The 22,788-nt window shown below is 71.4% G+C and carries 19 protein-coding genes; 10 read left to right on the top strand and 9 right to left on the bottom strand.

Annotated features, from left to right (window positions below):
- Positions 1 to 48: 48 nt before the first annotated feature.
- The 4 genes from VMR06_RS09185 (at position 49) to VMR06_RS09170 (ending at position 4,267) form a co-directional block, all read left to right on the top strand.
- Positions 49 to 825: a ferredoxin--NADP reductase gene (locus VMR06_RS09185; RefSeq protein WP_325375437.1), complete on the top strand. Its 777-nt coding sequence runs from the start codon at positions 49 to 51 to the stop codon at positions 823 to 825.
- Positions 826 to 976: 151 nt separating this feature from the next.
- Positions 977 to 1,435, top strand: coding sequence for a (2Fe-2S)-binding protein (locus tag VMR06_RS09180; protein ID WP_325375435.1), 459 nt, complete (start codon positions 977 to 979; stop codon positions 1,433 to 1,435).
- A 10-nt stretch (positions 1,436 to 1,445) separates the two neighbouring features.
- Positions 1,446 to 3,674, top strand: a complete 2,229-nt coding sequence (locus tag VMR06_RS09175; protein ID WP_325375433.1) for a xanthine dehydrogenase family protein molybdopterin-binding subunit — start codon at positions 1,446 to 1,448, stop codon at positions 3,672 to 3,674.
- Positions 3,671 to 4,267, top strand: coding sequence for a hypothetical protein (locus VMR06_RS09170; RefSeq protein WP_325375431.1), 597 nt, complete (start codon positions 3,671 to 3,673; stop codon positions 4,265 to 4,267). Before VMR06_RS09175 ends, VMR06_RS09170 begins: the two co-directional genes overlap by 4 nt.
- Positions 4,268 to 4,375: 108 nt before the next feature.
- Here VMR06_RS09170 and cydC read toward each other — a convergent pair whose 3' ends face one another.
- From cydC to VMR06_RS09145, 5 genes are read right to left on the bottom strand one after another with little or no spacing between them, the layout of a single operon-like run.
- Entirely contained in the window at positions 4,376 to 6,070 is a 1,695-nt protein-coding gene (gene cydC, locus VMR06_RS09165) for a thiol reductant ABC exporter subunit CydC (RefSeq protein WP_325375429.1), read from the bottom strand.
- Positions 6,067 to 7,860, bottom strand: a complete 1,794-nt coding sequence (cydD, locus tag VMR06_RS09160) for a thiol reductant ABC exporter subunit CydD (protein WP_325375427.1) — start codon at positions 7,858 to 7,860, stop codon at positions 6,067 to 6,069. The genes cydC and cydD overlap by 4 nt, the downstream gene beginning before the upstream one ends.
- Positions 7,861 to 7,912: 52 nt before the next feature.
- Entirely contained in the window at positions 7,913 to 8,023 is a 111-nt protein-coding gene (cydX, locus tag VMR06_RS09155) for a cytochrome bd-I oxidase subunit CydX (RefSeq protein WP_325375425.1), read from the bottom strand.
- Positions 8,024 to 8,036: 13 nt separating this feature from the next.
- Positions 8,037 to 9,191 carry a cytochrome d ubiquinol oxidase subunit II gene (gene cydB / locus VMR06_RS09150; RefSeq protein ID WP_414648093.1) on the bottom strand — a complete coding sequence of 385 codons (1,155 nt, stop codon included), beginning with the start codon at positions 9,189 to 9,191 and terminating at the stop codon, positions 8,037 to 8,039.
- Entirely contained in the window at positions 9,188 to 10,777 is a 1,590-nt protein-coding gene (locus VMR06_RS09145; RefSeq protein ID WP_325375423.1) for a cytochrome ubiquinol oxidase subunit I, read from the bottom strand. Before VMR06_RS09145 ends, cydB begins: the two co-directional genes overlap by 4 nt.
- Before the next feature lie 377 nt (positions 10,778 to 11,154).
- Between VMR06_RS09145 and gap the strand changes: the two genes are divergently transcribed.
- On the top strand, positions 11,155 to 12,168 hold the full coding sequence (gene gap, locus VMR06_RS09140) for a type I glyceraldehyde-3-phosphate dehydrogenase (protein ID WP_325375421.1): 1,014 nt from the start codon (positions 11,155 to 11,157) through the stop codon (positions 12,166 to 12,168).
- 53 nt (positions 12,169 to 12,221) lie between these two features.
- Here gap and VMR06_RS09135 read toward each other — a convergent pair whose 3' ends face one another.
- The gene (locus VMR06_RS09135) at positions 12,222 to 13,049 is read right to left on the bottom strand and encodes a universal stress protein (RefSeq protein ID WP_325375419.1); all 828 of its coding nucleotides are present in this window, start codon (positions 13,047 to 13,049) and stop codon (positions 12,222 to 12,224) included.
- Between the two features lie 194 nt (positions 13,050 to 13,243).
- Between VMR06_RS09135 and VMR06_RS09130 the strand changes: the two genes are divergently transcribed.
- Both VMR06_RS09130 and trhA read left to right on the top strand, forming a co-directional pair.
- Positions 13,244 to 13,594 carry a hypothetical protein gene (locus VMR06_RS09130; RefSeq protein WP_325375417.1) on the top strand — a complete coding sequence of 117 codons (351 nt, stop codon included), beginning with the start codon at positions 13,244 to 13,246 and terminating at the stop codon, positions 13,592 to 13,594.
- Positions 13,595 to 13,879: 285 nt separating this feature from the next.
- Positions 13,880 to 14,539, top strand: a complete 660-nt coding sequence (gene trhA, locus VMR06_RS09125; RefSeq protein WP_325375415.1) for a PAQR family membrane homeostasis protein TrhA — start codon at positions 13,880 to 13,882, stop codon at positions 14,537 to 14,539.
- Between the two features lie 19 nt (positions 14,540 to 14,558).
- On the opposite strand, the gene VMR06_RS09120 is transcribed toward trhA, so the two are convergent.
- Both VMR06_RS09120 and VMR06_RS09115 read right to left on the bottom strand, forming a co-directional pair.
- On the bottom strand, positions 14,559 to 15,044 hold the full coding sequence (locus tag VMR06_RS09120) for a DUF456 domain-containing protein (protein ID WP_325375413.1): 486 nt from the start codon (positions 15,042 to 15,044) through the stop codon (positions 14,559 to 14,561).
- A 198-nt stretch (positions 15,045 to 15,242) separates the two neighbouring features.
- Positions 15,243 to 17,813: an EAL domain-containing protein gene (locus VMR06_RS09115; protein ID WP_325375451.1), complete on the bottom strand. Its 2,571-nt coding sequence runs from the start codon at positions 17,811 to 17,813 to the stop codon at positions 15,243 to 15,245.
- Positions 17,814 to 18,043: 230 nt separating this feature from the next.
- Between VMR06_RS09115 and VMR06_RS09110 the strand changes: the two genes are divergently transcribed.
- The 3 genes from VMR06_RS09110 (at position 18,044) to VMR06_RS09100 (ending at position 20,804) form a co-directional block, all read left to right on the top strand.
- Positions 18,044 to 18,580, top strand: a complete 537-nt coding sequence (locus VMR06_RS09110; RefSeq protein WP_325375411.1) for a GNAT family N-acetyltransferase — start codon at positions 18,044 to 18,046, stop codon at positions 18,578 to 18,580.
- A gap of 155 nt (positions 18,581 to 18,735) precedes the next feature.
- Positions 18,736 to 19,596, top strand: a complete 861-nt coding sequence (locus tag VMR06_RS09105; protein ID WP_325375409.1) for a hypothetical protein — start codon at positions 18,736 to 18,738, stop codon at positions 19,594 to 19,596.
- A gap of 11 nt (positions 19,597 to 19,607) precedes the next feature.
- Entirely contained in the window at positions 19,608 to 20,804 is a 1,197-nt protein-coding gene (locus VMR06_RS09100; protein ID WP_325375407.1) for a DUF4785 domain-containing protein, read from the top strand.
- Between the two features lie 61 nt (positions 20,805 to 20,865).
- Here VMR06_RS09100 and VMR06_RS09095 read toward each other — a convergent pair whose 3' ends face one another.
- Positions 20,866 to 22,458 carry a GEVED domain-containing protein gene (locus VMR06_RS09095; RefSeq protein ID WP_325375405.1) on the bottom strand — a complete coding sequence of 531 codons (1,593 nt, stop codon included), beginning with the start codon at positions 22,456 to 22,458 and terminating at the stop codon, positions 20,866 to 20,868.
- Positions 22,459 to 22,788: the final 330 nt, after the last annotated feature.

Genomic DNA, 22,788 nt, shown 5'->3' with positions numbered 1-22,788 from the left:
TGGCGGCGCCGCAGACCGGCGGCTCCCGTTCTCACGACAGGTAATCCCGTGGCAGCTTTCAACACCGAACGCGTGCTCAGTGTCCGGCACTGGAACGATTTCCTCTTCAGCTTCACGACCACGCGCGATGCCGGCCTGCGCTTCGAGAACGGGCAGTTCATCATGATCGGCCTGATGGTCGACGGCCGGCCGCTGCTGCGCGCCTACAGCATCGCCAGCGCCAACTACGAGGAACACCTGGAGTTCTTCAGCATCAAGGTGCCCGACGGCCCGCTGACCTCGCGGCTGCAGCATCTGCAGACCGGCGACGAGGTCCTGATCGGCAGCAAGCCGACCGGCACCCTGCTGCTGCACGATCTGAAGCCGGCGCCGCATCTGTATCTGCTGTCCACCGGCACCGGCCTGGCGCCGTTCCTGTCGATCGCACGCGACCCGGAGACCTGGGAGCGATTCGACAAGGTCGTCGTCACCCACGGCGTACGCCAGGTCGGCGATCTGGCCTATCGCGAGCTGTTCGAACACGAGCTGGCGAACCACCCGTATCTGGGCGAGCTGGTCCGCGACAAGCTGATCTACTACCCCACCGTCTCGCGCGAGGCGTTCCGCCACCAGGGCCGGCTGGACCAGCTGCTCGAAAGCGGCAAGCTGGCCCGGGACGTGGGCCTGCCGCCGCTCGATCCGGCCCGCGACCGCGCGATGATCTGCGGCAGCCCGGCGATGCTGGCCTCGCTGTCGCAGTGGCTCGACGGCGCCGGCTTCGCGGTCTCGCCGCGGATCGGCACGCCCGGCGACTACGTGATCGAGCGCGCCTTCGTCGACCGCTGAACGCGGGCGCCGGCTTGTCGCCGCCGGCATCGTTCTTGCCCGATCCGCCGAACCTCCGGCGCCGCGCTGGCGCCGAAGCGCCCCGGTGTGCATGCTGCGCCCAGCGGGCATTCCCGCCCGCCCTGTACCCGACGGCAACAGGAGTGGCGCCATGATCGCATTGAACGTCAACGGCAAGTCCCTCTCGCTGGACGTACCCGACGACACCCCGCTGCTCTGGGCGCTGCGCGACGCGGCGCGGCTGACCGGCACCAAGTTCGGCTGCGGCATCGCGCAGTGCGGCGCCTGCACGGTCCACGTCGACGGCCAGCCGGTACGGTCCTGCGTGCTGCCGGTCGCGGCCGCGCAGGGCAAGTCGATCACGACGATCGAGGCGGTCGGCAGCGACCGCGTCGGACAGGCCGTGCAGGAGGCCTGGCGCAAGCTCGACGTGGTCCAGTGCGGCTACTGCCAGTCCGGCCAGATCATGTCGGCGGCGGCGCTGCTGAAGGCCAAGCCGGTACCGACCGATGCGGACATCGACGCGGCGATGAGCGGCAACGTCTGCCGCTGCGCGACCTATGTGCGGATCCGCGCGGCGATCCACGAAGCCGCCGCGGCACTGGCCTGAGGAGCGCGCGATGAACACACGCATCGTCAACGAGAGCCGCCGCGAATTCCTGAAGGCCGGTGCCGGGCTGGCGCTGGCGGTTTACGCGACGCCGACGCTGGCCGCCGCAGCCGCAGCGGCGACGCCCGGTTCGCCGGCCGCGCCGTTCGCGCCGAACGCGTTCGTCCGCATCGACGCCGACGGCGTCGTCACGGTGATCTCCAAGCATCTGGAAATGGGCCAGGGCACGTTCACCGGCATCGCGACGCTGATCGCCGAGGAACTCGACGCGGACTGGTCGCAGGTCCGCGTCGTCGGCGCGCCGGCCGACGCCAAGCGCTACGGCAATGCCGCCTGGGGCGGCGCGGTCCAGGGCACCGGCGGCAGCAGCGCGATGCCGGGCGCCTGGGATCAGATGCGCCAGGCCGGCGCCACCGCGCGGGCGATGCTGGTCGCCGCGGCCGCCGAAACCTGGGACGTGCCGGCCGGACAGATCGTCGTCAGCCGCGGCGTACTCAGCCACGCCGGCAGCGGACGCCGCGCCGGCTTCGGCGAGCTCGCCGCTCGCGCCGCGCAGCAGCCGGTGCCGGCCGAGCCGCCCAAGCTCAAGACGCCGGATCAGTACACGCTGATCGGCAAGCTCAAGCTGCCGCGTACCGACAGCCGCGCCAAGACCGACGGCAGCGCGATGTTCACGCAGGACGTGCAGCTGCCGGACATGCTGGTGGCGGTCATCGCGCATCCGCCGCGCTTCGGCGCGCGCGTCACGCGCTTCGACGGCGCCAAGGCCAAGGCGATCGCCGGCGTGGTCGATGTCTTCGTGGTGCCCGGCGAGCCCGGCGTGTACGCCGGCGGCGGCGCGGTGCTGGCGCGCGATACCTGGACCGCGCTGCGCGCACGCGAGGCGCTGACGGTCGAATGGAACGACGCCGACGCGCTGCGGGCCAGTTCCGACGAACTCTCCGCGCAGTACCGCGCGCTAGCCGCCAAGCCCGGCAAGACCGTCGTCGCACACGGCGACGTCGAGCGCGCGTTCGCCGGCAAGCGCCTGATCGAGGCCACCTACGAGGTGCCGTTCCTGGCACACGCCTCGATGGAGCCGCTCAACTGCGTGGTCGCGCTCGGCGAGGGCACCTGCGAGATCTGGAACGGCGAGCAGTTCCACACGGCCGACCAGGGCGCGGTCGCCAAGAAGCTCGGCATCGCGCCCGACCGCGTCACGATCAACCAGCTCTATGCCGGCGGCAGTTTCGGCCGCCGCGCCAATCCGAAATCCGACTACATTCTCGAGACCGTCGCACTGGCGATGGCAGCGCGCGAACGCGGCCGGCAGGTGCCGATCAAGCTGGTCTGGACGCGCGAGGACGATACGCGCGGCGGCTACTACCGGCCGTTGACCGTGCATGCGGTCGCCGCGGCGCTCGACGCGAACGGCGCGATCGCCGGCTGGCGCCATCGCATCGTCGGCCAGTCGATCCTCAAGGGCTCGCCGTTCGAGGCGATGATGGTCAAGGACGGCATCGACGCGACCACCGTCGAGGGCGTCGACGACCTGCCATATGCGGTCGAGAACCTGCACCTGGATCTGCACTCGCCCGATCCGGGCGTGCCGGTGCAGTGGTGGCGCTCGGTCGGCCACACGCATTCGGGCTTCGCGACCGAGGCCTTCGTCGACGAGCTGGCGAGTGCCGCGGGCGCCGATCCGTACCGGTTCAGGCGCGGTCTGCTCGGCGCGCATCCGCGCGAGCTCGGCGTGCTGGACCGGGTCGCGCGCGAATCGGGCTGGTCCGACCCGCTGCCGCCCGCCGCCGACGGCCTGCGTCGCGGCCGCGGCATCGCCGTGCACAAGTCGTTCGACACCTACGTGGCCCAGGTCGCCGAGGTCACGGTACGGCCCGACGGCAGCTTCCGGATCGACCGCATCGTCTGCGCGGTGGACTGCGGCGTGGCGATCAACCCCGACGTGATCCGTGCGCAGATGGAAGGCGGCATCGGCTACGGCCTGTCGGCTGCGCTGTACGGGGCGATCACGCTCAAGGACGGCATCGTCGAACAGTCCAACTTCCACGACTACCGTCCCCTGCGCATGCAGGACATGCCGGCGGTCGAGGTCCATATCGTCGCCTCGACCGAGAAGCCGACCGGCGTCGGCGAACCGGGCACCGCGGTCGCCGCACCGGCGCTCGTCAATGCGCTGTTCGCCGCGACCGGGCGCCGCGTGCGGCGTCTGCCGATCGATCCGCGGGAGCTGCGCGCATGAACGCCGTGCACCTGATGTCGGCGCGCCTGCCCGCCGCCCTGCTCGTCCTCGCCCTGTTCTGCGGCAACGCGGCAGTAGCCGATGCGCCCGCCGCGCAGGCGCCGCCCGACACGCGCGGCCTGTTCGAGCCGATCCGCAGCGTGATCCAGCATCCGCGCTGCCTCAACTGCCACGTCGCCGACGGGCGGCCGCGGCAGTACGACGACAGCCGCGTGCACAGCCAGAACGTCCAGGGCGGGCCGGATGGCCGCGGCATGCCGGGCCTGCCGTGCTCGACCTGCCACCAGAGCGCGAATGCGCCGGCAACGGCGGGCCCGAACGCGCCGCCGGGCGCGCCGAACTGGCATCTGGCGCCCAAGGAGATGGTCTGGGTCGACGTCAGCGCGCGCGACGCCTGTCTGCGCCTGCGCGATCCCGGCAGCAACGGCGGCAAGGATTTCGCGCAGCTGCTGCACCACTTCGCCGAGGACAAGCTGGTCGCCTGGGGCTGGCAGCCCGGCGGCGGGCGCAGCACGCCGCCGCTGACGCAGGCGCAGACCGCCGCCGCGGTCGAGGCCTGGATCGACGCCGGCGCGCCCTGCCCGGCAGGCTGACGAGACCGTCGTCCCGCCACAGGCGCAGCCCTGTGCGCGCCGCGGCCGGACGCATGCCGAGAGCCGCCGCGCCGGTGCAGCGACACCGGGCCGCGCGCCGGCCCGTGGTCACGTCCGATCGAGCCGGAGCGGCGATACTCGGCCGGCCTCGATGCGCAGACGCGCCGCCGGTCTGCCGAATCGCACCGGACGGTGACTGACGACGATCAGCGTGCCGGCGCCGACCCAGCGATCGACCCCGGCGACGACGGCAGCCTCGGTCTCGGCATCGAGCCCTTCGAACGGCTCGTCGAGCAGCACCAGCGGCGTACCGCGCAGCAGCACGCTCGCCAGCGCGACACGGCGCGCCTCGCCGCCGGAGAGGCCGGTGCCGTACTCGCCGAGCCGCGTGTCGAATCCGTGCGGCAGGCCGTCCAGCCAGTCGCCGAGCGCGACCGCCTCGAGCGCCGCGCGCATATGCGCGCGGTCGATCCGCGGATCGCCGAGGCCGAGGTTGTCGGCCACGCTCATCGCGAACAGATGCGGCCGCTGCGGCAGCAGCGCGACGCTGGCGCGCAACGCATCCTCGCGGTAGTCGGGCAACGGCACCCCGTCCAGCACGATGCGTCCAGCGTCCGGATCGACGACACGCGCGAGCAGCTTGAGCAGCGTCGACTTGCCGGCACCGGAGCGGCCCTCGACGACCAGGCGCGTGCCGGCCGGCAGATCGAGGTCGAACGGGACGATGCCGTCGGCGCGGCCGGGATGGCGGCGGGCAACGCCTCGCAGCTGCAGCGCACCGGCACGTGCCGGCGTCGGCACGGCACCCTCGAAGCGCAGCGCCGGCCGCGCGTCGGCGAGATCGCCCAAGCGCCGCTGCGCCGCACGCGAGCGCGCCTGCGCGAGCAGCGCACCGGCGACCGGCGCGAAGGCCTCGAGCGTGGCGAGGCTTGCGAGCACCGCCATGACCAGCCATGGCGCGGCGACGGTGCCGCCGGCGACCAGCCGGTCACCGCTGCGCAGCAGCTGCCAGCCGCCGAGGCCGACCAGCAGGACGATCAGCGCCTGTGCGCAGGCCTCGAGCACGCGATGACGCAGGCGGCGGCCGATCACGGCCTGGTCGAGCGCCCGCCAGGCATCGCGGCGCGCCTCGAACGCGCCGTACAGGCACAGCGTCGTCAGTCCGCGCATCAGATCGATCAGCGCCTCGCGGCGCTGCCCGGCGCGAGCGGCGAGCTCGCGCATCGCGCGAGCGGCGAGCAGGCTCGACGCCAGCGGCACGCCGATCGCGGCGGCGACCAGCCACGGCGCAGCGGCCAGCATCAAGGCCGGCGAGACGTAGCCGATCAGGACCAGCACGAGCGCCAGCACCAGCAACATCCAGCCGAGCGGCAGCCAGGCGCGCAGCGGCGCCTCGTCGAGCGACTCGACATCGGCGATCGCGCGCTGCAGCAGTTCGCCTTCGGACCATCGCGCCAGCGGCTCGGGCGCGAGCCGCGCCAGCGCGCGATAGCAGACCAGGCGCAGATCGGCGAGCAGACCGAGCACCGCGTCGTGCGAGAGCAGGCGTTCGCCGTAGCGGCCGGCGGTGCGCACGATCGCGCAGAGGCGGATCACCGCGCCGGGACGGAAGATGTCGAACACGGCCGCCGTGGCGGCGCCGGCACCGGCCACCGCGGCGGCCGTGATGAACCAGCCCGACAGCGCGAGCAGTCCGAGCGAGGCGAGCACGGCCAATCCGCCGAGCGCGAAGGCCAATGCGAACCGGCCCGCATGCGGCCGCAGCGCCAGCTTCCACACCGGGCGTTCGTCGGGTGTCCTCATCGCGACTCCGGCGCGCTGCGCGCCACCGGCCGATCCTCGACGATGCGCCCGGCGGCCAGCGTGACGATCCGGTCGACCCAGGCATCGGTGGCCTGCGTGCGGTCGTGGCTGGCGATCAGCAGCGTGCGGCCGCGGCTGGCTGCGTCCAGGGTCTGCTGCAGTTCGGCGGCGGTGTCCGGATCGAGCTGGGCAAGCGGCTCGTCGAGCAGCCAGACGCCGGCATCGCGCAGCAGCGCGCGCGCCAGGGCGAGGCGCTGCAGCTGGCCGCCCGACAAGCCGCCACCGTCGGCATCGATGCGCGTCTGGACACCGTCCGGCAGCGCCTCGACGTCGGCGGCGAGGCCGGCATCGGTCAAGGCGCGCCACAGGCGCGCCGGGTCGGCATCGTCGAGGCCGACCCGCACGTTGTCGGCCATGCTCGCGGCGAACCACTCCGGCCGCTGCTCGAGCCAGGCCAGCCGCGGCCACCACGCCGACCGCGGCAGCCGGGCGAGATCGCGGCCGTCGATGCGGATGCAGCCCTCGGTCGGCGCGAGGAAGCCGGCCAGCAGCGCGAGCACGCTGCTCTTGCCAGCGCCGCTGGCACCACGCAGCAGCACGCGTTCGCCGGCGGCGACGCGGAAGCTGATCCGGTCCAGCGCGAGGCGGCCGTCGCCATGACGCAGGCTGACCTGGTCGAACTCGATCGCAGCCGGACCGGATCCGATCGCGCTCGATCCGCCCGGATTGGTCGGCGCCAGCTCCGATCGGTCCGCACTCGCTCCGTGCACGACGGGCGGCGGCGGCGGCACGCGCCGCAGCAGGTCGGCGATCGCCGTGGCCGCCGCGAGCGCCTGCGCGCGCAGGTGATAGTCGGCGCCGAGCTGGCGCAGCGGCGCGAAGAACTCCGGCGCCAGCAGCAGCACGAACAGGGCCGCATCGAGCTGCATCGGTCCGCCGTAGTGGCCGGCCGGAAAGCGCCCGAGCAGCGCCAGGCCCAGGTACAGCGCGACCATCGCGATCGCCAGCGACGCGAACAGCTCGAGCACGGTCGAGGACAGGAACGCCAGACGCAGCACGCGCAGGCTGCTGCGGCGATAGCCCTGAGCCCCGTCGCGGACGGCGGCGGCGCCCCACTCGGTGCGGCCGGCCAGGCGCAGCGCCGGCAGGCCGCGGACCAGATCGAGGAAGCGCCCGCCGAGCGTCGCCAGCGCCTCGGCCTGGCGCCGGTTCGCGGCCGCGGCGCCTTGCCCGACCAGCAGCATGAACAACGGAATCAGCGGCGCGGTCGCGGCCAGGATCAGCGCGGCGAGCCAGCTCTGCGGCAGCACCGCGAGCACGATCAGCAGCGGCACGCCGAGCGCCACCACGCACTGCGGGCGATAGCGCGCGACGTAGCCGTCCAGCGCGTCGACCTGCTCGACGACGACCGTCGCCAGCGCACCGTCGCTGCCGGCGGCGGCGCGCAGCGGGCCGAGCCGCGCCAGCGCATCGAGCAGCTCGTCGCGCACCGCCGCGCGCAAACGCAGACTCGCGCGGCAGCCGGCCCAGTCGCGCAGCGCCAGCGACAAACTGCGCGCGAGCAGCAGCAGCGGTGCGAGCACGAGCGCGACCGGCGTCGACGGCCGCGCGTCCGGCTGGCCGGTCCAGTGCGCCGCGACGGCGGCCAGCAGGGCCGCGAAGCCGATCCACGCCAGCGTCGCGGCAAGACCGGCCGCGGCGGCCAGGCCGGTCCAGCCATCGACCGTGCGGGTCCGCGTGCCCAGCCAGCGTCTCGCCGCGGCCTCGGCCGCCGGGTCCGTCCCGGTCACCACCCGCGCTCGTCCCCGCGGCGGCGGCGATCGCGCGCCGCGCCGGCGACCGTCACTCGGTCTCCTCGTCCTCGGGATAGCCCTTCAGCTCCAGCCACATCGCATTGACGATGCCGGCCGCGCAGGCGAGCAGCACGCCGAGGATCCAGGCGAAGTACCACATGCTCCGTCCTCCTTCAGTAGTGCGCGTCCGAGCCGCGGACATGCTCGACGTGGACCGGTCCGCGCATGACGCGGAACACCCAGCTCGTGTAGAGGAGGATCAGCGGCAGGAACAGCACGGTCATCCAGAACATCCAGCGCAGCGTCAGCAGGCTCGAGGTCGCGTCCCAGGCGGTCAGGCTGTGCGAAGGCTCGAGGCTCGACGGCATCATGAACGGAAACATCGCCACGCCGGCCGTGAGCACGGTGCAGGCCGTCGCGATCGAACTCAGCACGAAGCCGATGCCCGGGCGTGCCGGTGCGACGCGCCAGGCAGCCAGCGCACCGGCCACCGCGAGCACCGGAATCGCCCACAGCAGCGGCAGCGCGCGGTAGTTGTCGAACCAGGCGCCGGCGACGCGTTCGGCCGTCTTGGCCAGCGGATTGGAGTGCGCATCGCCGCCCGCGAACGTGACGATGCGATAGCCGTCGATGCCCCAGGCCACCCAGATGCCGGCGACGACGAAGGCCACGCAGAACGTCAGCGCGGCGATGCCGAGCCAGCGCTGCGCGCGGGCGCGGATCACGCCGGTGGTCTTGATCAGCAGGAAGGCCGCGCCCTGCATCACCAGCATCGACAGGCTGACCACGCCGACCAGCAGGCCGAACGGATTGAGCAGGCCGAAGAAGCCGCCCTCGTAGCGCACGCGCAGCGCCTCGTCGTAATGGAAGGGCACGCCCTGCAGCAGATTGCCGAACGCGACGCCGAACACCAGCGCCGGCACGAAGCCGCCGATGAACAGACACCAGTCCCAGGCGTTGCGCCAGCGCTGCTGCGGCAGCTTGCTGCGGTAGTCGAATCCGACCGGACGCAGGATCAGCGCGAACAGCACCAGGATCAGTGCGACGAAGAAACCCGAGAACGCCGCGGCGTAGATCAGCGGGTACGCCGCGAAGATCGCGCCGCCGCCGAGGATGAACCAGACCTGGTTGCCTTCCCAGGTCGGCCCGATCGCGTTGAGCAGCACGCGGCGCTCGTCGTCGTCGCGCGCGACCACGCGCAGCAGCGCCCCGACGCCGAGGTCGTAGCCGCCGGTGACCGCGAAGCCGATCAGCAGCACGCCGAGGAACAGCCACCAGATCGCGCGCAGCGTCTCGTAGCTCATCAGGAACGTCAGTGCCTCGCTCATGCCGGTTCTCCCGCTTCCAGGGCGGCGCGGCCGGGCGGGGGCTGCATCGGTCCGCCGCTCGGCGCGACCTCCTCGGCCGGCCCCTTGCGCGCGAACTTGACCATCAGATACATCTCGACGACGAGCAGGGCCGTGTAGAACACGACGAAGCCGGTCAGGCTGAAGAGCAGATCGCCGACCGTCAGCGACGAGACCGACATCCAGGTCGGCAGCACCTCCGACACGGTCCACGGCTGACGGCCGAGCTCGGCGACGATCCAGCCCAGCTCCGAGGCGATCCACGGCACCGGGATCATCGCCACCGCCAGCTTCAGCAGCGTCCGGCTGCGCCCGACGCTGCGCCGCGCCGATGCGAAGAACGCCCAGACGAACACCACCAACATGAACACGCCGCAGCCGACCATGATCCGGAACGCCCAGAACAACGGACCGACCGGCGGGATGGCGTCGCGGGCGGCCTGCGCGATCTGCGCGTCGCTGGCATCGATCACGTTCGGCGCATAACGCTTGACCAGGAGGCCATAGCCGAGGTCGCCCTGCAGGCTCAGCAGATCCTGGCGCGCGAACAGGTCGGTCGGATTCTCGCGGACCTTCTGCAGCGCCGCGTAGGCCTTGATGCCGTTGCGGATCTTCGCCTCGTGCTCGATCGTCAGCTCACGGATGCCGGCGATCGGCGTGTCGATCGAACGCGTCGCGATCAGGCCCATCAGCCACGGGATCTCGACGGCGTAGCGGGTTTCCATCGCCTCGGAGTCGATCAGGCCGACCGCGGTGAACGGGGCCGGCGGCGGATGGGTCTGCCACATCGCCTCGATCGCCGCCAGCTTGACCTTCTGCACGTGGCCGACCTCGTAGCCGCTTTCGTCGCCGAGCGTGATGACCGACAGCACCGAGGCCAGGCCGAACGCCGAGGCGATCGCGAACGAGCGCAGCGCGAACGCGCGATGGCGGTTGCGCAGCAGATACCAGGCGCTGATGCCGAGCACGAAGCAGGCCGCGGTCACGTAGGCGGCCGACACCGTGTGCACGAACTTGACCTGCGCGACCGGGTTGAAGAACACCTCCGAGAAGCTCGCCAGTTCCATGCGCAGCGTGTCGGGGTTGAAGTGCGCGCCGACCGGGTTCTGCATCCAGGCATTGGCGATGAGGATCCACAACGCCGAGAAGTTGGAGCCGAGCGCGACCAGCCAGGTCACCAACAGGTGCTGCAGGCGGCTCAGCCGGTCCCAGCCGAAGAAGAACAAGCCGACGAACGTCGACTCCAGGAAGAACGCCATCAGGCCTTCGATCGCCAGCGGCGTGCCGAAGATGTCGCCGACGTACTGCGAGTAGTAGGACCAGTTCGTGCCGAACTGAAACTCCATCGTGATGCCGGTGGCGACGCCGAGCGCGAAATTGATGCCGAACAGCTTGCCCCAGAACATGACCATCTGCCGGTACACCGGCCGGCCGGTCATGACGTAGACCGACTCCATGATCGCCAGCATGATCGCCAGACCGATCGTCAGCGGCACGAACAGGAAGTGATACAGGGCGGTGATTGCGAACTGCCAGCGCGACAGCTCGATGACGGTATCGGAGATCATCCTCACACCTCGCAATCCGGGGGCCGGCACAGAGACCGCGCCCGCAGGCAGCCGGACAGGCTCATCGCCATCGGCGTTCGGCTGGGTTCACGGCGGCGCCCCGCAACGTGCTTGGGGAGCCGGCCCGATGCTCGACAATCTACGCCCCTGGTTCGTCGCGACGATAGTGCCATACCGTCGCAGTGCAGAAGCGATGCGCCGGTCGCGGATCAGAACGCCGGCATCTCGGCGCGGCGTCCGGCTCCGATCGCGGCGCTGGCCGGAATGGCTCCATCCGAATGGCTCTTAGCACCGACCGGCCGGGGCCGTTAAACTGCACGCCACCCCGCTTTCCGTCCCCGGCGCACGGTCGCCGTTCCCATCCTGAGGAGTGTTCCATGGCAGTCAAGGTCGCCATCAACGGCTACGGCCGCATCGGCCGCAACGTCCTGCGCGCGCTGTACGAGGCCAAGCGCAACGGCGAGATTCAGATCGTCGCGGTCAACGATCTCGGCAATGCCGAGACCAATGCGCATCTGACGCAGTACGACACCGCCCACGGCAAGTTCCCGGGCGAGGTCTCGGTCGACGGCGGCGATCTGGTCGTCAACGGCGACCGCATCAAGGTGTTCGCCGAGCGCGATCCGGCGAAGCTGCCGTGGGGCGATCTCGGCGTCGACGTGGTGCTCGAGTGCACCGGCCTGTTCACGTCCAAGGCCAAGGCCGGTGCGCACATCGCCGGCGGCGCGAAGAAGGTCATCATCTCGGCGCCGGGCGACAAGGACGTGGACGGCACGTTCGTCTACGGCGTCAACCACGACCGCATCAGCGCCTCGCACCAGGTCATCTCCAACGCCTCGTGCACGACCAACTGCCTGGCGCCGCTGGCCAAGGTGCTGCACGAGAAGATCGGCATCGTGCACGGCCTGATGACGACGATCCACGCCTACACCAACGACCAGGTGCTGACCGACGTCTACCACTCGGACCTGCGCCGCGCGCGCAGCGCCACGCATTCGCAGATCCCGACCAAGACCGGCGCCGCCGCCGCGGTCGGTCTGGTCCTGCCGGAGCTCAACGGCAAGCTCGACGGTTTCGCGATGCGCGTGCCGACGATCAACGTGTCGGTGGTCGATCTCAGCTTCGTGGCCGCGCGTGCGACCAGCAAGGACGAGATCGACGCGGCGATCAAGGCGGCCGCCGAAGGCCCGCTCAAGGGCATCCTCGGCGTCAACGAGAAGCCGCTGGTCTCGATCGACTTCAACCACAACCCGCTGTCGTCGATCTACGACGCGACGCAGACCCGCGTCATGGAAGGCACCCTGGTCAAGGTGCTGAGCTGGTACGACAACGAGTGGGGCTTCTCCAACCGCATGCTCGACATGACGCTGGCGCTCGTCAACGCCAAGTGATCGAACGTGTCCCGGCGGACGGCCGCGCAGCGCGCGGCCCGCCGGGACGCGGATCAATGCGCGACCAGCAGCGGCACGTCGCTGTTCTGGAACAGGTAGCGCGTGGAACCGCCGAGCACCAGCTCGGCGATGCGCGAATGGCCCCAGGCCCCCATCACGATCAGATCGGCATCGACCGCGCGCGCCGCGTCGAGCAGGGCCGGTCCGCTGTCCTTGCCGCTGACGAGAAATTCGCGGAACGAGGCGGCGATGCCGTGGCGCTCGAGCCAGGCACGCAGATCGAAGCGCGGCAGGTAGTTCAGGCCGAACGGGCTGGCCGCCGGTTCGCCGACCAGCACCTCGACGCGTTCGGCCTGCCGCAGCAGCGGCAGGGCGCCGCGCAGCGCGAGGATGCCCTCGCGGCTGTCGTTGTAGGCGACCACGATCTGGCGGCCGACGCGGTCGATGCGCGCGCTGTCGGGCACCACGACCACCGGAGCCATCGCGCCGAACACCGTGCGCGAGACGATGCCCCAGCCGGTCGGCGCGTCCGGATTGAGGATCGGCCGCTCGACGACGACCAGGTCCGCCCAGCGCGAGGCGTGGCACAGCGCCTCGACCGGATCGCCCTGCGCGACCTGCCACTCGCCGCTGACGCCGTAGGCGCCCAGGCGCGCCTGCCACCACGGGCCGTGCGCCTCGGCATCGCGGCACAGCTGCTCGGCATCGCGGACATACAGGGCCACCGCGTCGGGCGAGGCGAATGCCGCCGGCGCGATCGGCACCAGATGCAGACCGAGCAGCCAGGCGTCCAGGCGCTGCGCGAGCTGCAGGCCGACCAGAGCCGCGGGCGAGTCCTCGCCGTAGCGGCGCAGATGGGTGACGATCTCGACGTGACGCATGGCTTTCACCTCGTCCGGGGCCCGTTCGCCTCAGCATACGGCTTCGCGCTGTCCGCAGCATGATCGGCGCCGCAAGCCGCGGCGCCGCCACGCCGGCTGCCCGGTGAACGGCGGCCGCGGCCATGACGTTCCGCACGCGCGCGCCGCCGCCGCGGCCGGCACGCTGGCGCCACACTCTGGCCGGAGGACCTGCGATGAGCCTGTTGTTCGCCGTACTGATGCTGATCGGCCTGCTGACGCTGGCCGCCGGCGGTCTGGCGCTGCTGCCGGCCGTGCTGGGGCTGGCGATCGCGTTCTTCGCGATCTGGCTGACGTTCGCGGTGCTCGGTCTGGTGCTGCGTGTCGTCGGCCTGGTGCTCGGCGGCGTGCTCGCGCTGACCCTGGCGCTCGCCGGAGGCGTCCTGGCGGTCGTGCTCGGCCTCGGCCTGCTGCTGCCGCTGCTCGTGCCGGTGCTGGCGATCGCCGCGCTGATCTGGCTGCTGGTCCGCGCATCGCGGCCGGCCGCAGCGCCGCAGGCGGTGCCGAGCCTGCCACCGCGCGCCTGACGGCAGGGGCGCGCGGCGCGCCTCGCCGCGGCCGGACACGTCGGCCGCTGCTGACGGCACGGTGGGCGCGGGCCGCTGTCGGAATCGCAGCGGCGGTCGCGCGTCGGTGCCGGGGCCGCGGTCTCGTGCACGCGGGCGGTCGCCGCAGGCCGGATCGCCGAACGCGGCGCGCATGCGAACGGGCTCGACCCGCCGGCCGGCGCCGCGGATGCGCTTGGATTTGACGATACGCCGGAGTACCGTGAAGGTCCGTTGCGGCGCAGCACGCCGCTTGCGATACGCCCGATGGCCGCCCACGCTCCGCCGCTGACGTCCGACTACAGCCTGCGCGAGGAGATCGCCTCCAGCCTGATTCATGGCCTGGGCATCGTGCTCAGCATCGCCGGTCTGGCGGTGCTCGCGGCAGCCGCGGCGATGCGCGGCGACGTCTGGCACATCGTCAGCGTCAGCATCTACGGCGCCACGCTGATCCTGCTCTACACCGCCTCCACGCTGTATCATGGCATTCCGCACGCCGGCGCCAAGCCGCTGCTGCGCCTGCTCGACCATGCCGCGATCTTCCTGCTGATCGCCGGCACCTACACGCCGTTCACGCTGATCAGCCTGCGCGGGCCCTGGGGCTGGACGCTGTTCGCGATCGTCTGGTCGCTGGCGCTGATCGGGATCGCGCTGGAGATGCGCCGGGTCCGCAATCGCGTGCTGTCGGTGGCGCTCTATCTCGGCATGGGCTGGGTCGGCATCGTCGCCGCCGGCCCGCTGATCGACAGCGTGCCGGCACCAGGCCTGTGGCTGCTGCTGGCCGGCGGCCTGAGCTACACCTTCGGCGTCCCGTTCTACCTGTGGCGCAAGCTGCCGTACAACCACGCGTTGTGGCATGTCTTCGTGCTCGCCGGCAGCATCCTGCAGTTCTTCGCGGTGCTGCTCTACGTGCTGCCGTCCGACTGAGCGGCCGCCCGCATCGCGTTCACAGCAGCAACGCCAGCGCGAACACGCCGAGCATCGTGAAGCACAGCGCGATCTTGGCCAGGGTGCCGAACACGAAGCCGAGCCAGGCGCCGATCCCGACCGCGGTCGAGCGCCGCAGCGTGCCGCCGGCGACCAGTTCGCCGATCAGTGCGCCGAGGAACGGTCCGAGCAAGAGCCCGGGCAGGCCGAAGAACACGCCGACCAGCGTACCGACCGCGGCGCCGATCAGCGCCCAGCGGCTGGCGCCGACACGCCTGGCGCCGAGCACGCTCGCGACGAAATCGACGATCAGCGCCAGCACCGTCAGCACGCCGAGCACGGTCAGCGTCGGCCAGCCGATGTGGACGAAGTCGCCGGCCCAGGCCGCGACCAGCATGCCGGCGAAGACCAGCGGCACGCCCGGCAGGGCCGGCAGGATCGCGCCGGCGAGGCCGACCAGGACCAGGGCGGCGGCCAGGGCGTAGAGGATGAAGGTGGTCGTCATCGGGGCGGATCGTCGGCGAGGCGCGCCAGTGTAGCGTCCAGCCCGGCCAACGCGCTGCGCTGGCGGGTCGGCGGGCGCAGCGCGGCGGCACAGCCGGCCCGCGGAGCAGCGCCCGGCCGACAGGCGCCGGTCCGCATGCGGGCCTGCACCGATCGATGCGCGCGCGGCTGCCGGTATCGCGCGCGGTCCGCGACCGTGCTACGGCCCCGCCGCGTGCGCGCTCAGCCAGGCCTCGAAGCGGTCCGGCGCCAGCGCCGGCGCGAACAGGTGCCCCTGCGCGGCATGGTAGCCCTGCTGCTGCAGCAGACGGCGCTGATCGTCGGTCTCGACACCCTCGGCGATCACGCCCAGACCGAGGCTCTCGCCGATGCGCTGCACCGCACGCGTCAGCTCGCGCGAGGCGGCATCGCCGTCGAGATCGCGCACGAAGCTCTGGTCGAGCTTGATCTCGTCGACCGGCAGTCTGCGCAGCAGTCCCAGGCTCGAATAGCCGCTGCCGAAGTCGTCGACCGACAGCCGTACGCCGAGCGCGCGCACCTCGTGGATCACGCGCATCGTCTCCGGTCCCGCGTCGAGAAACGCGTTCTCGGTGATCTCCAGCGTCAGATCGCTGCCGGTCAGCGCGCAGGCCGCCAGCACCTGGGCGATCCGGCTCGGCAGATCGGCGTCGCGGAAGCTGGTCGGCGACAGATTGACCGACACCATCGGTACCTGCAGCCCGCGCGCGCGCCAGTCGGCGAGCTGGCGGCAGGCCTCGCGCAACACCCGTACGCCCAGTTCCGCGATCAGGCCGCATTCCTCTGCGAGCGGAATGAAACGCGCCGGCGTGATCTCGCCGAGCTCGGGATGCCGCCAGCGTGCAAGCGCCTCCACGCCGTGCAGACGGCCGTCGGCAAGGCGCAGCTGCGGCTGATAGCACAGACGTATCGCCTCGTGGCTCAGCGCATCGCGCAGCGCCGCCTCGAGCGCGATGCGCTCCTGCGCGAGCACGGTGATCTCGTTGCTGAAGAACGCGAAGCGGTGGCGGCCGGCGGTCTTGGCCTGGTACATCGCCATGTCGGCGCGGCGCAGCAGCAGATCGATGTCGGCGCCGTTGGTCGGGAACAGGCTGATGCCGATGCTGGCCGAAGGCACCACGCCGACACCGCCGAGCATCACCGGCACCTGCAGCGCATTCTGGATCCGGCCGGCGCGATCGGCCGCGCCGCGCGCGTCGCAGCCGATCAGCACGACGACGAACTCGTCGCCGGCCAGGCGGCCGACGATGTCCGACGGCGCCACCAGATCCTGCAGCCGCCGCGCGATCTGGCGCAGCAGCTCGTCGCCGGCGGTGTGGCCCAGAGAATCGTTGACCTGCTTGAACCGGTCCAGGTCGATGAACAGCACCGCCAGGGCGTCGCCCGAGCGCGCCGCGTCGGCGATCGCCTGTTCGGCGCGCGCGTGCAGCAGGCTGCGGTTCGGCAGTCCGGTCAAGGCGTCGTAGAACGCCAGCTGGCGGATCCGGCTGCGCGATTCCTCGCGCTCCAGCGCCAGTGCGCACAGGTGCACGCTGACGCTGACCAGCCGCTTGTGGAACCGGCTCGGCCCGCGGTTGCGGCGGTAGTAGAACGCGAACGAACCGAGCACGCGGCCGCTGCTCGACTTGATCGGACTGGACCAGCATGCGAGCAGGCCCTGCGGCAATGCCAGGTGACGAAAGTCGGCCCAGAGCGGATCGGTGGCGATGTCCTTGCTCAGCACCGGCTCGCCGCGGTAGGCGGCCGTGCCGCAGGATCCGCAGGCCGGACCGATCGGCACGCCGTCGAGCGCGTCGCTGTACGCGTCGGGCAGGCTCGGACCGGCCAGCGGACGCAGCCGGCCCTGTTCGTCGACGCTCAGGATCGAGGCGACGACCTCCGGCGCGATGCGTTCCACCTCGCGGCAGACCAGGGTCATGACCTCGCGCACCGGCGCCTCGTGCACCATCGCCTCGAGCACCTTGTGCTGCAGCACCTCGTGCATCTTGGTATCGGTGATGTTGGTGATCACGCTGACCGTGTTGACGAGCGCACCGGCCGCGTCGGTGATCGGGTTGACCACGATCGAGCACCACAGCGGCTGCCCCTCGCGATCGTGGATCAGCTCCTCGACGTGGCGGCCGCTCCACAGCGCCTGGCCGGCGGACGCGCGCGCGGCGGAGCTCTCTTTCGCCTCGTCGCGCGACGGCAGCGGCAGCACGTCGGCCTGGCGGCGTCCGATCACCTCGTGCGAGGTATAGCCGAGCAGGCGCACGAAGCCGGTATTGACGTAGACGATGCGGTCCGCGCCGTCGGTGATGATGACCGCGTTGTCGGTCTCGTTGACGCCGAGCGACAGCAGGCGCAGCTGTTCGCGGTCGCGCCGCTCGAACGTCACGTCGCGGATGAACGCGGTATAGATGATGCGCCCGGCCAGCGTGACCTTCGAGATCGACATCGCGCCCCAGCACGGCTCGCCGCTCTTGCGCGCGACCGGCACCTCGCGGCGCGCGCCGACGATCTTGTTGACGCCGGTCGCGCGGTTGGTGTCGACATAGCCGTCGTGCCAGGCACGCAGTCCGGCCGGCACCAGCATGCTCACGTTGCGGCCGAGCACCTCCTCGCGCGCATAGCCCCACATGCGCTCGGCGGCCGCGTTGAACAGGATGATGCGGTTGCCTTCGTCGATCGCGACGACCGCGTCGATCGCCTGCTCGAGCGTCTGGCTGAGCGTCTCGTAGGCGTCGTGCAAGAATGGCGACAGCGATTGCATGCTCACCGGCCCTCAGCTCCTGCATCGGGTGGTTCGGACGGGACTCGCGCCTGAGCGGTTCCGGTGCGCGGCGCGACCGCCGGCCCGCAGGGTCGGCGCTGCGATGGTATCGGGGCGTTGGAGAACTCGGAAATATGCCAATTGCACGCCGCCTCGCGCCACCTGCACGGTCCGGCCGGACAGCGCCCGCGGCGCCTGCACCGGCGCTGCCGCCGGTCGGGGCGCTGCCGATGCTGAGCGGACCGCGCCTGATCCTGCGCCAGATGGGCGAGCATGACCTGCCGGACCTGTACGCCATCCTGTCCGACCCGCTCGTCATGCGCCACTGGAGCCATCCGCCGCTGGCCTCGCCCGCCGATGCGGCCTGGTACTTCGCCAACCTCGAAGCCGGGCGGCGCCTGCGCACGTTCTGGCAATGGGGCGTCGTCGTCCGCGACGAGGACGCGGTCATCGGCACGGTGTCGCTGTTCGCGGTCGATGCGGCCCGTCGCCGGGCCGAACTGGGCTATGCGATCGCATCGGCCCGATGGCGGCGCGGCCATGCCTCCGAGGCCGTGCGGCTGGCGATCGCCCACGCCTCCGGTGCGCTCGGTCTGCGCACGCTGCTGGCCGACGTCGATCCGCGCAATGCCGCCTCGTGCCGGCTGCTCGATAGGCTCGGCTTCCACTGCACGGAGCAGCGGCATACCGGTCGCTGCGTCGACGGCGTGCCGGTGCCGTCGGCGCTGTACGTGCTGCAAACGCACATGCCGGACCGGCCGCGCTGAGCGCGGCGTCCGGGCTGACGGCCTTGCCGCCGCTGCCCGGACGCGTTTTGCGGACCCGGTCATGGAACCGGCCGATGCGGGACGCTAGCGTCCATACGCCGGCGTCCGGACCGACCACGCCGTGCGATTGCGCTCATCGCTCTGGGGAGAATCCGATGTTCCGATCCGTGTCCGCACTGCTGCTGTGCGTCTGCCTGCTGTCGCCGGGCCTGGTCCATGCCGTGACCGGCGTGGCCTTCGTCCACGGCACCGGCCGCCAGACCAATGCCCTCGACGACTACTGGACCCAAGACTTCGTCAATTCCGTCCGGCAGGGACTGCCCGATACCGCCAACTATCTCGTCGTCAACTGCGATTTCGAGCAGTACATGTGGGACAGCCGCGCCGCCGGCTGCCTCGCCACGCAGCTGCACGGCTTCATCACCGGCCGCGGCATCACCGACCTGGTCGTGATCACGCATTCCAACGGCGGCAACGTCATGCGCTGGATCCTGTCGAACCCGACCTACGACAGCCGCTATCCGACGATCATCCAGCGCACGCGCTGGGTCAACGCGCTGGCGCCTTCGAGCGCCGGCACGCCGCTGGCCGACGCGGTCATCGCCGGCAACATGTTCGAGAACGCGCTCGGCTGGCTGCTCGGCTACCAGAACGACGCGGTCCGCATGCAGCAGGTCAGCTGGATGGCCTACTACAACCAGAACAACCTGGCCGGCACCAGCGGCCGTCCGGCGCTGCCGAAGGGCTTCTGGAACGTAGTCGGCAGCGACGTCAGCTCCGGCGTCTTCAGCGGCAACGCCTACTGCGGCGGCTACGCGCAGAGCGTCGGGCTGGAGTTCACGCAGAACTGGCTGGCCGGCTGCTCCGACGGCTTCCTCAACTGCACCAGCCAGAACGCCGCCGGCCAGCTGTGGTTCTACGACTACCAGCGCAGCTCGAGCGGCTACGTGCTCAACCACAACCAGAGCCGGCGTCCGTGCTTCGGCCTGGACACGATCCTGCGCAACGATCTGTAGGAGCCGCCGCGATGACGAAGACGAACCGATGGACCTCGCTGTTGCTGCTCGTATCGACCGCCGTGCAGGCCCAGTCCGCCGGCCTGCTGCCGGCACAGCCCGGTGACCTGGTGCCGGCGCGCGCACGTGCGGTCGACCGCGCGGTGCCGGCCGCGATCGAACGCATGCCGCTGGCGTACGCGCAGCCGCTCGCAGCCGACGCGGCGCTGACCGCCGAACCGGCGATCCACCGCGCCGAGAGCCGCGAATACTGGCAGCGCGTCGACGCGGCCGCGCTGCGCCAGGGCTATCCGCTGGCGCTGACGTCCGCCGGTGCGCTGATCCTGCTGTCGCCGACGCCATCGGCCGCGGCGCCGGACGCGGCCCAGATCCGGATCGTACGCGGCGCGGAGCGCGCGACGCTCGATCAGGCCGGCGAGGCGCTGGCCGATACGGCCGCGCTGCGAGCGGCCGGCATGCAGGTCGCGACCGGCGCGCTCGGCTTCCGGCTGCGCGACGGCTACGAGGCCGATGCCGCGCTGCAGGTCGAAGGCGCGCGCGGCGAGTACCTGCTGCACGTCGCCGAACCGCGCAGCCACCAACTGCTGACGCTGTCGGCCCGGCGCGACACGCTGCACGCCGGCGATACCGTCGAGGTCGATCTGGCGCTCGAAGGCGGCGCCCGCATCGGCCACGCTGCCGCTCTGCTGGTGGCGCCGGACGGCAACGCGTTCGATCTCGATCTGCGCAGCGACGGCACGACCGCGCGCGGCAGCGTTCGGATTCCGGACGCGGTCGCCGCGACGGCCGGGCTCTGGGACGTGCGCACGACGGTGGCCGCGAACGACGGCACGCGGGCGTTCCAGCGCGATGCGCGCACCGCGATCGCGGTCAGCGTGCCGACCGCGCGCATCGCCGCCGCGCGACGCGACGGCAAGGCGGGACGCGGTACGACCACGATCGACGTCGACCTCGACGTCGCCAGCGCCGGCCGCTACGAGGCGCGCGGCGTGCTCTACGGCACCGACGCCCAGGGCCGCCTGGTGCCGGCCGCCGCGGCGCAGTCGGCGGCCTGGTTCGAACCCGGCAGCGGGCGGCTGCGCCTGGCGTTTCCGGCGAGCGCGGCCGGCCTGAGTGCACCGTTCGAACTGCGCGATCTGCGTCTGAACGACCAGACCGTGCCGGCGCTGCTCGAACGCCGCGCCCGGGCCTTGCGGATCGAACGCTGAGACGCGACGATCCGCGCGCCGTACGGCCGACTCCGGCCGGCCGTACGGCATCCGCGCGACGCTACGGCGCCTGCGCCGTCAGCGTCGCGACCGCATCCGCGTCGTGGCTGCCAAGGTCGGTGACGAGACTGCCGGCCGGGATCGTATTGACGAGTTCGCCGGCCGTCACGGCTGCGACCTGCACGTCGATCGTGCAACTGCCGTTCGCCGGAATCGTCGCACCGGCGCGCAGCGTCACCGAGCTGCCGGTCTGCAGCAGACCGGCACCACCCGCGCACGTCGTCGAGGCATTGGCCGCCGAGACCAGACCGCTCGGGAATGCGTCGACCAGGTCGGCGCTCAGGGTCGCCGGCGTCGCGTTCGGATTGCTCAGCGTGATCGTCAGGCCAGTCGGCGTGTTGAGCGGTACCGTCGCCGCCGAAAAGCGCTTGTCGACCGTCGGCGCGACGAGGCTTTCCTCGAAGCCGTTCGCGAAGATCGCCTCGGATCGCGTGACCTGCAGCGTGTAGTCCTCGACCTGGCCCCAGCGATACGCGCCGCAGGCGCCGCCCGGCCAGTACAGCGCGAACGACGACGGCGACCACACCTTCAGCACGCGCATGCGCGTCGGGCCTTCCGCGGCGCCGGCCGGCACCTCGATCGGATAGTTGACCTCCATGCCGTCCTGTCCGGTTGATCCGACCAGCGCGCCCGCACTGTAGACCTCGCCCTCCTCGTCGAGGATGCCGTTACGGTTCCAGTCGACGAACACGGTGTAGGTGTTGGCCTGGAACGCGAACTGCGCGCGCCCCTGCAGTGCGATCGGATAGGTCGCTCCGGCCGTCACCGCGGTGGAACGGGCCGTGAAATCCTCGTAGCCGGTCGTCGAATCGACGGCCGAGACGCTGTCGATGGCGCCGAAGCGCACGCGCGTGATCGGCTCGACCGCTTCGGTCATGTCGACTGCACAGTAGTGCGCGGTACTCGGGGCGTCGGGCAGCATGCGGAACACGCCCTCGCCGTGATGCTGGTTGCCGGAAAAGTCGTGGGCGCTCAGCCGCCATACGCCCTCGACCGGCTGCACCGCCGAGACGCCGGCGCCGAAGATCTGCGTGCTCGGGTCGAGTACGAACGTGAAGCGACCGGCCGCATCGGCATACAGCTCCTCGATCGTCATCAGTTCGCCGATGTTCTCGGCCGGATCGGACAGATTGAGTCTGACGCGGGCGTTCGGCGCCAACCCCTCGATACGGACCTCGGTACCGCTGGCGAAGAACTGCGCGATCGGCAGCGCGTCCGGGGCAGCCTTGACGTCGACGATCTCGTTCGGGTCGCGGATGACCGTCAGCGGCGTCTGTGCCGCAGCGCCGGTCCCGTCGGCCGCGGCGACGACGTGCTCACCGAGCACCGAGCGCAGTTTCATCGCATTGACGCGCACGACGAAGCCGCCGGCCGCGTCGGTGGCCGCCGGGAACCGGCGCACGCCGCCGTCCGGATCGGTGACCGTGACCTCGACCGCCGTCGTCGCCGCGAAGCCGCTGCCGGTCACCTCGACGCCGCCGGCCCAGAACCAATACTCGACGATCGTGTCCACATCCAGCTGCAGCGCCGGCGTGCCGGCCGTCGCCGCGGACAGCGGCAGCCAGCCGAGCAGCGCGAACAACAAGCCGTACATCCAGGCGGATGCACGTCGCGCCGGTCGTGCGACGGACGGGCCCGTCCTGCCCGTCCTGCCCGTGCTGCCCGGCGCTGAAGCGGCCGGCGATCGATTGACTGCTGTTTCCACGTGATTGACCCCGTACGTATTAGGAAAGGACCCGCCAGTCGCGGCCGCTGCGAGCAGCGCCGGCGGCCGCGACTGGCGGGCCCGTCCGATTCTCCGAACGCCGAGATCGTTGTCGCTCGCGGCGGGTTGCCGGGCGGTTGGAATGTCCTAACCGCACGCTAACGGAGCGCCGCAGCGGCGTTCAGCGGCTTCCGGCGATCCGAGCGTTCGACGGCGGCG

The organism is Dokdonella sp., from assembly GCF_035511235.1.
Taxonomy (GTDB): domain Bacteria; phylum Pseudomonadota; class Gammaproteobacteria; order Xanthomonadales; family Rhodanobacteraceae; genus Dokdonella.
Note: the sequence above shows the minus strand (reverse complement) of the source record. Positions and strands in the feature narration are given on the sequence as shown.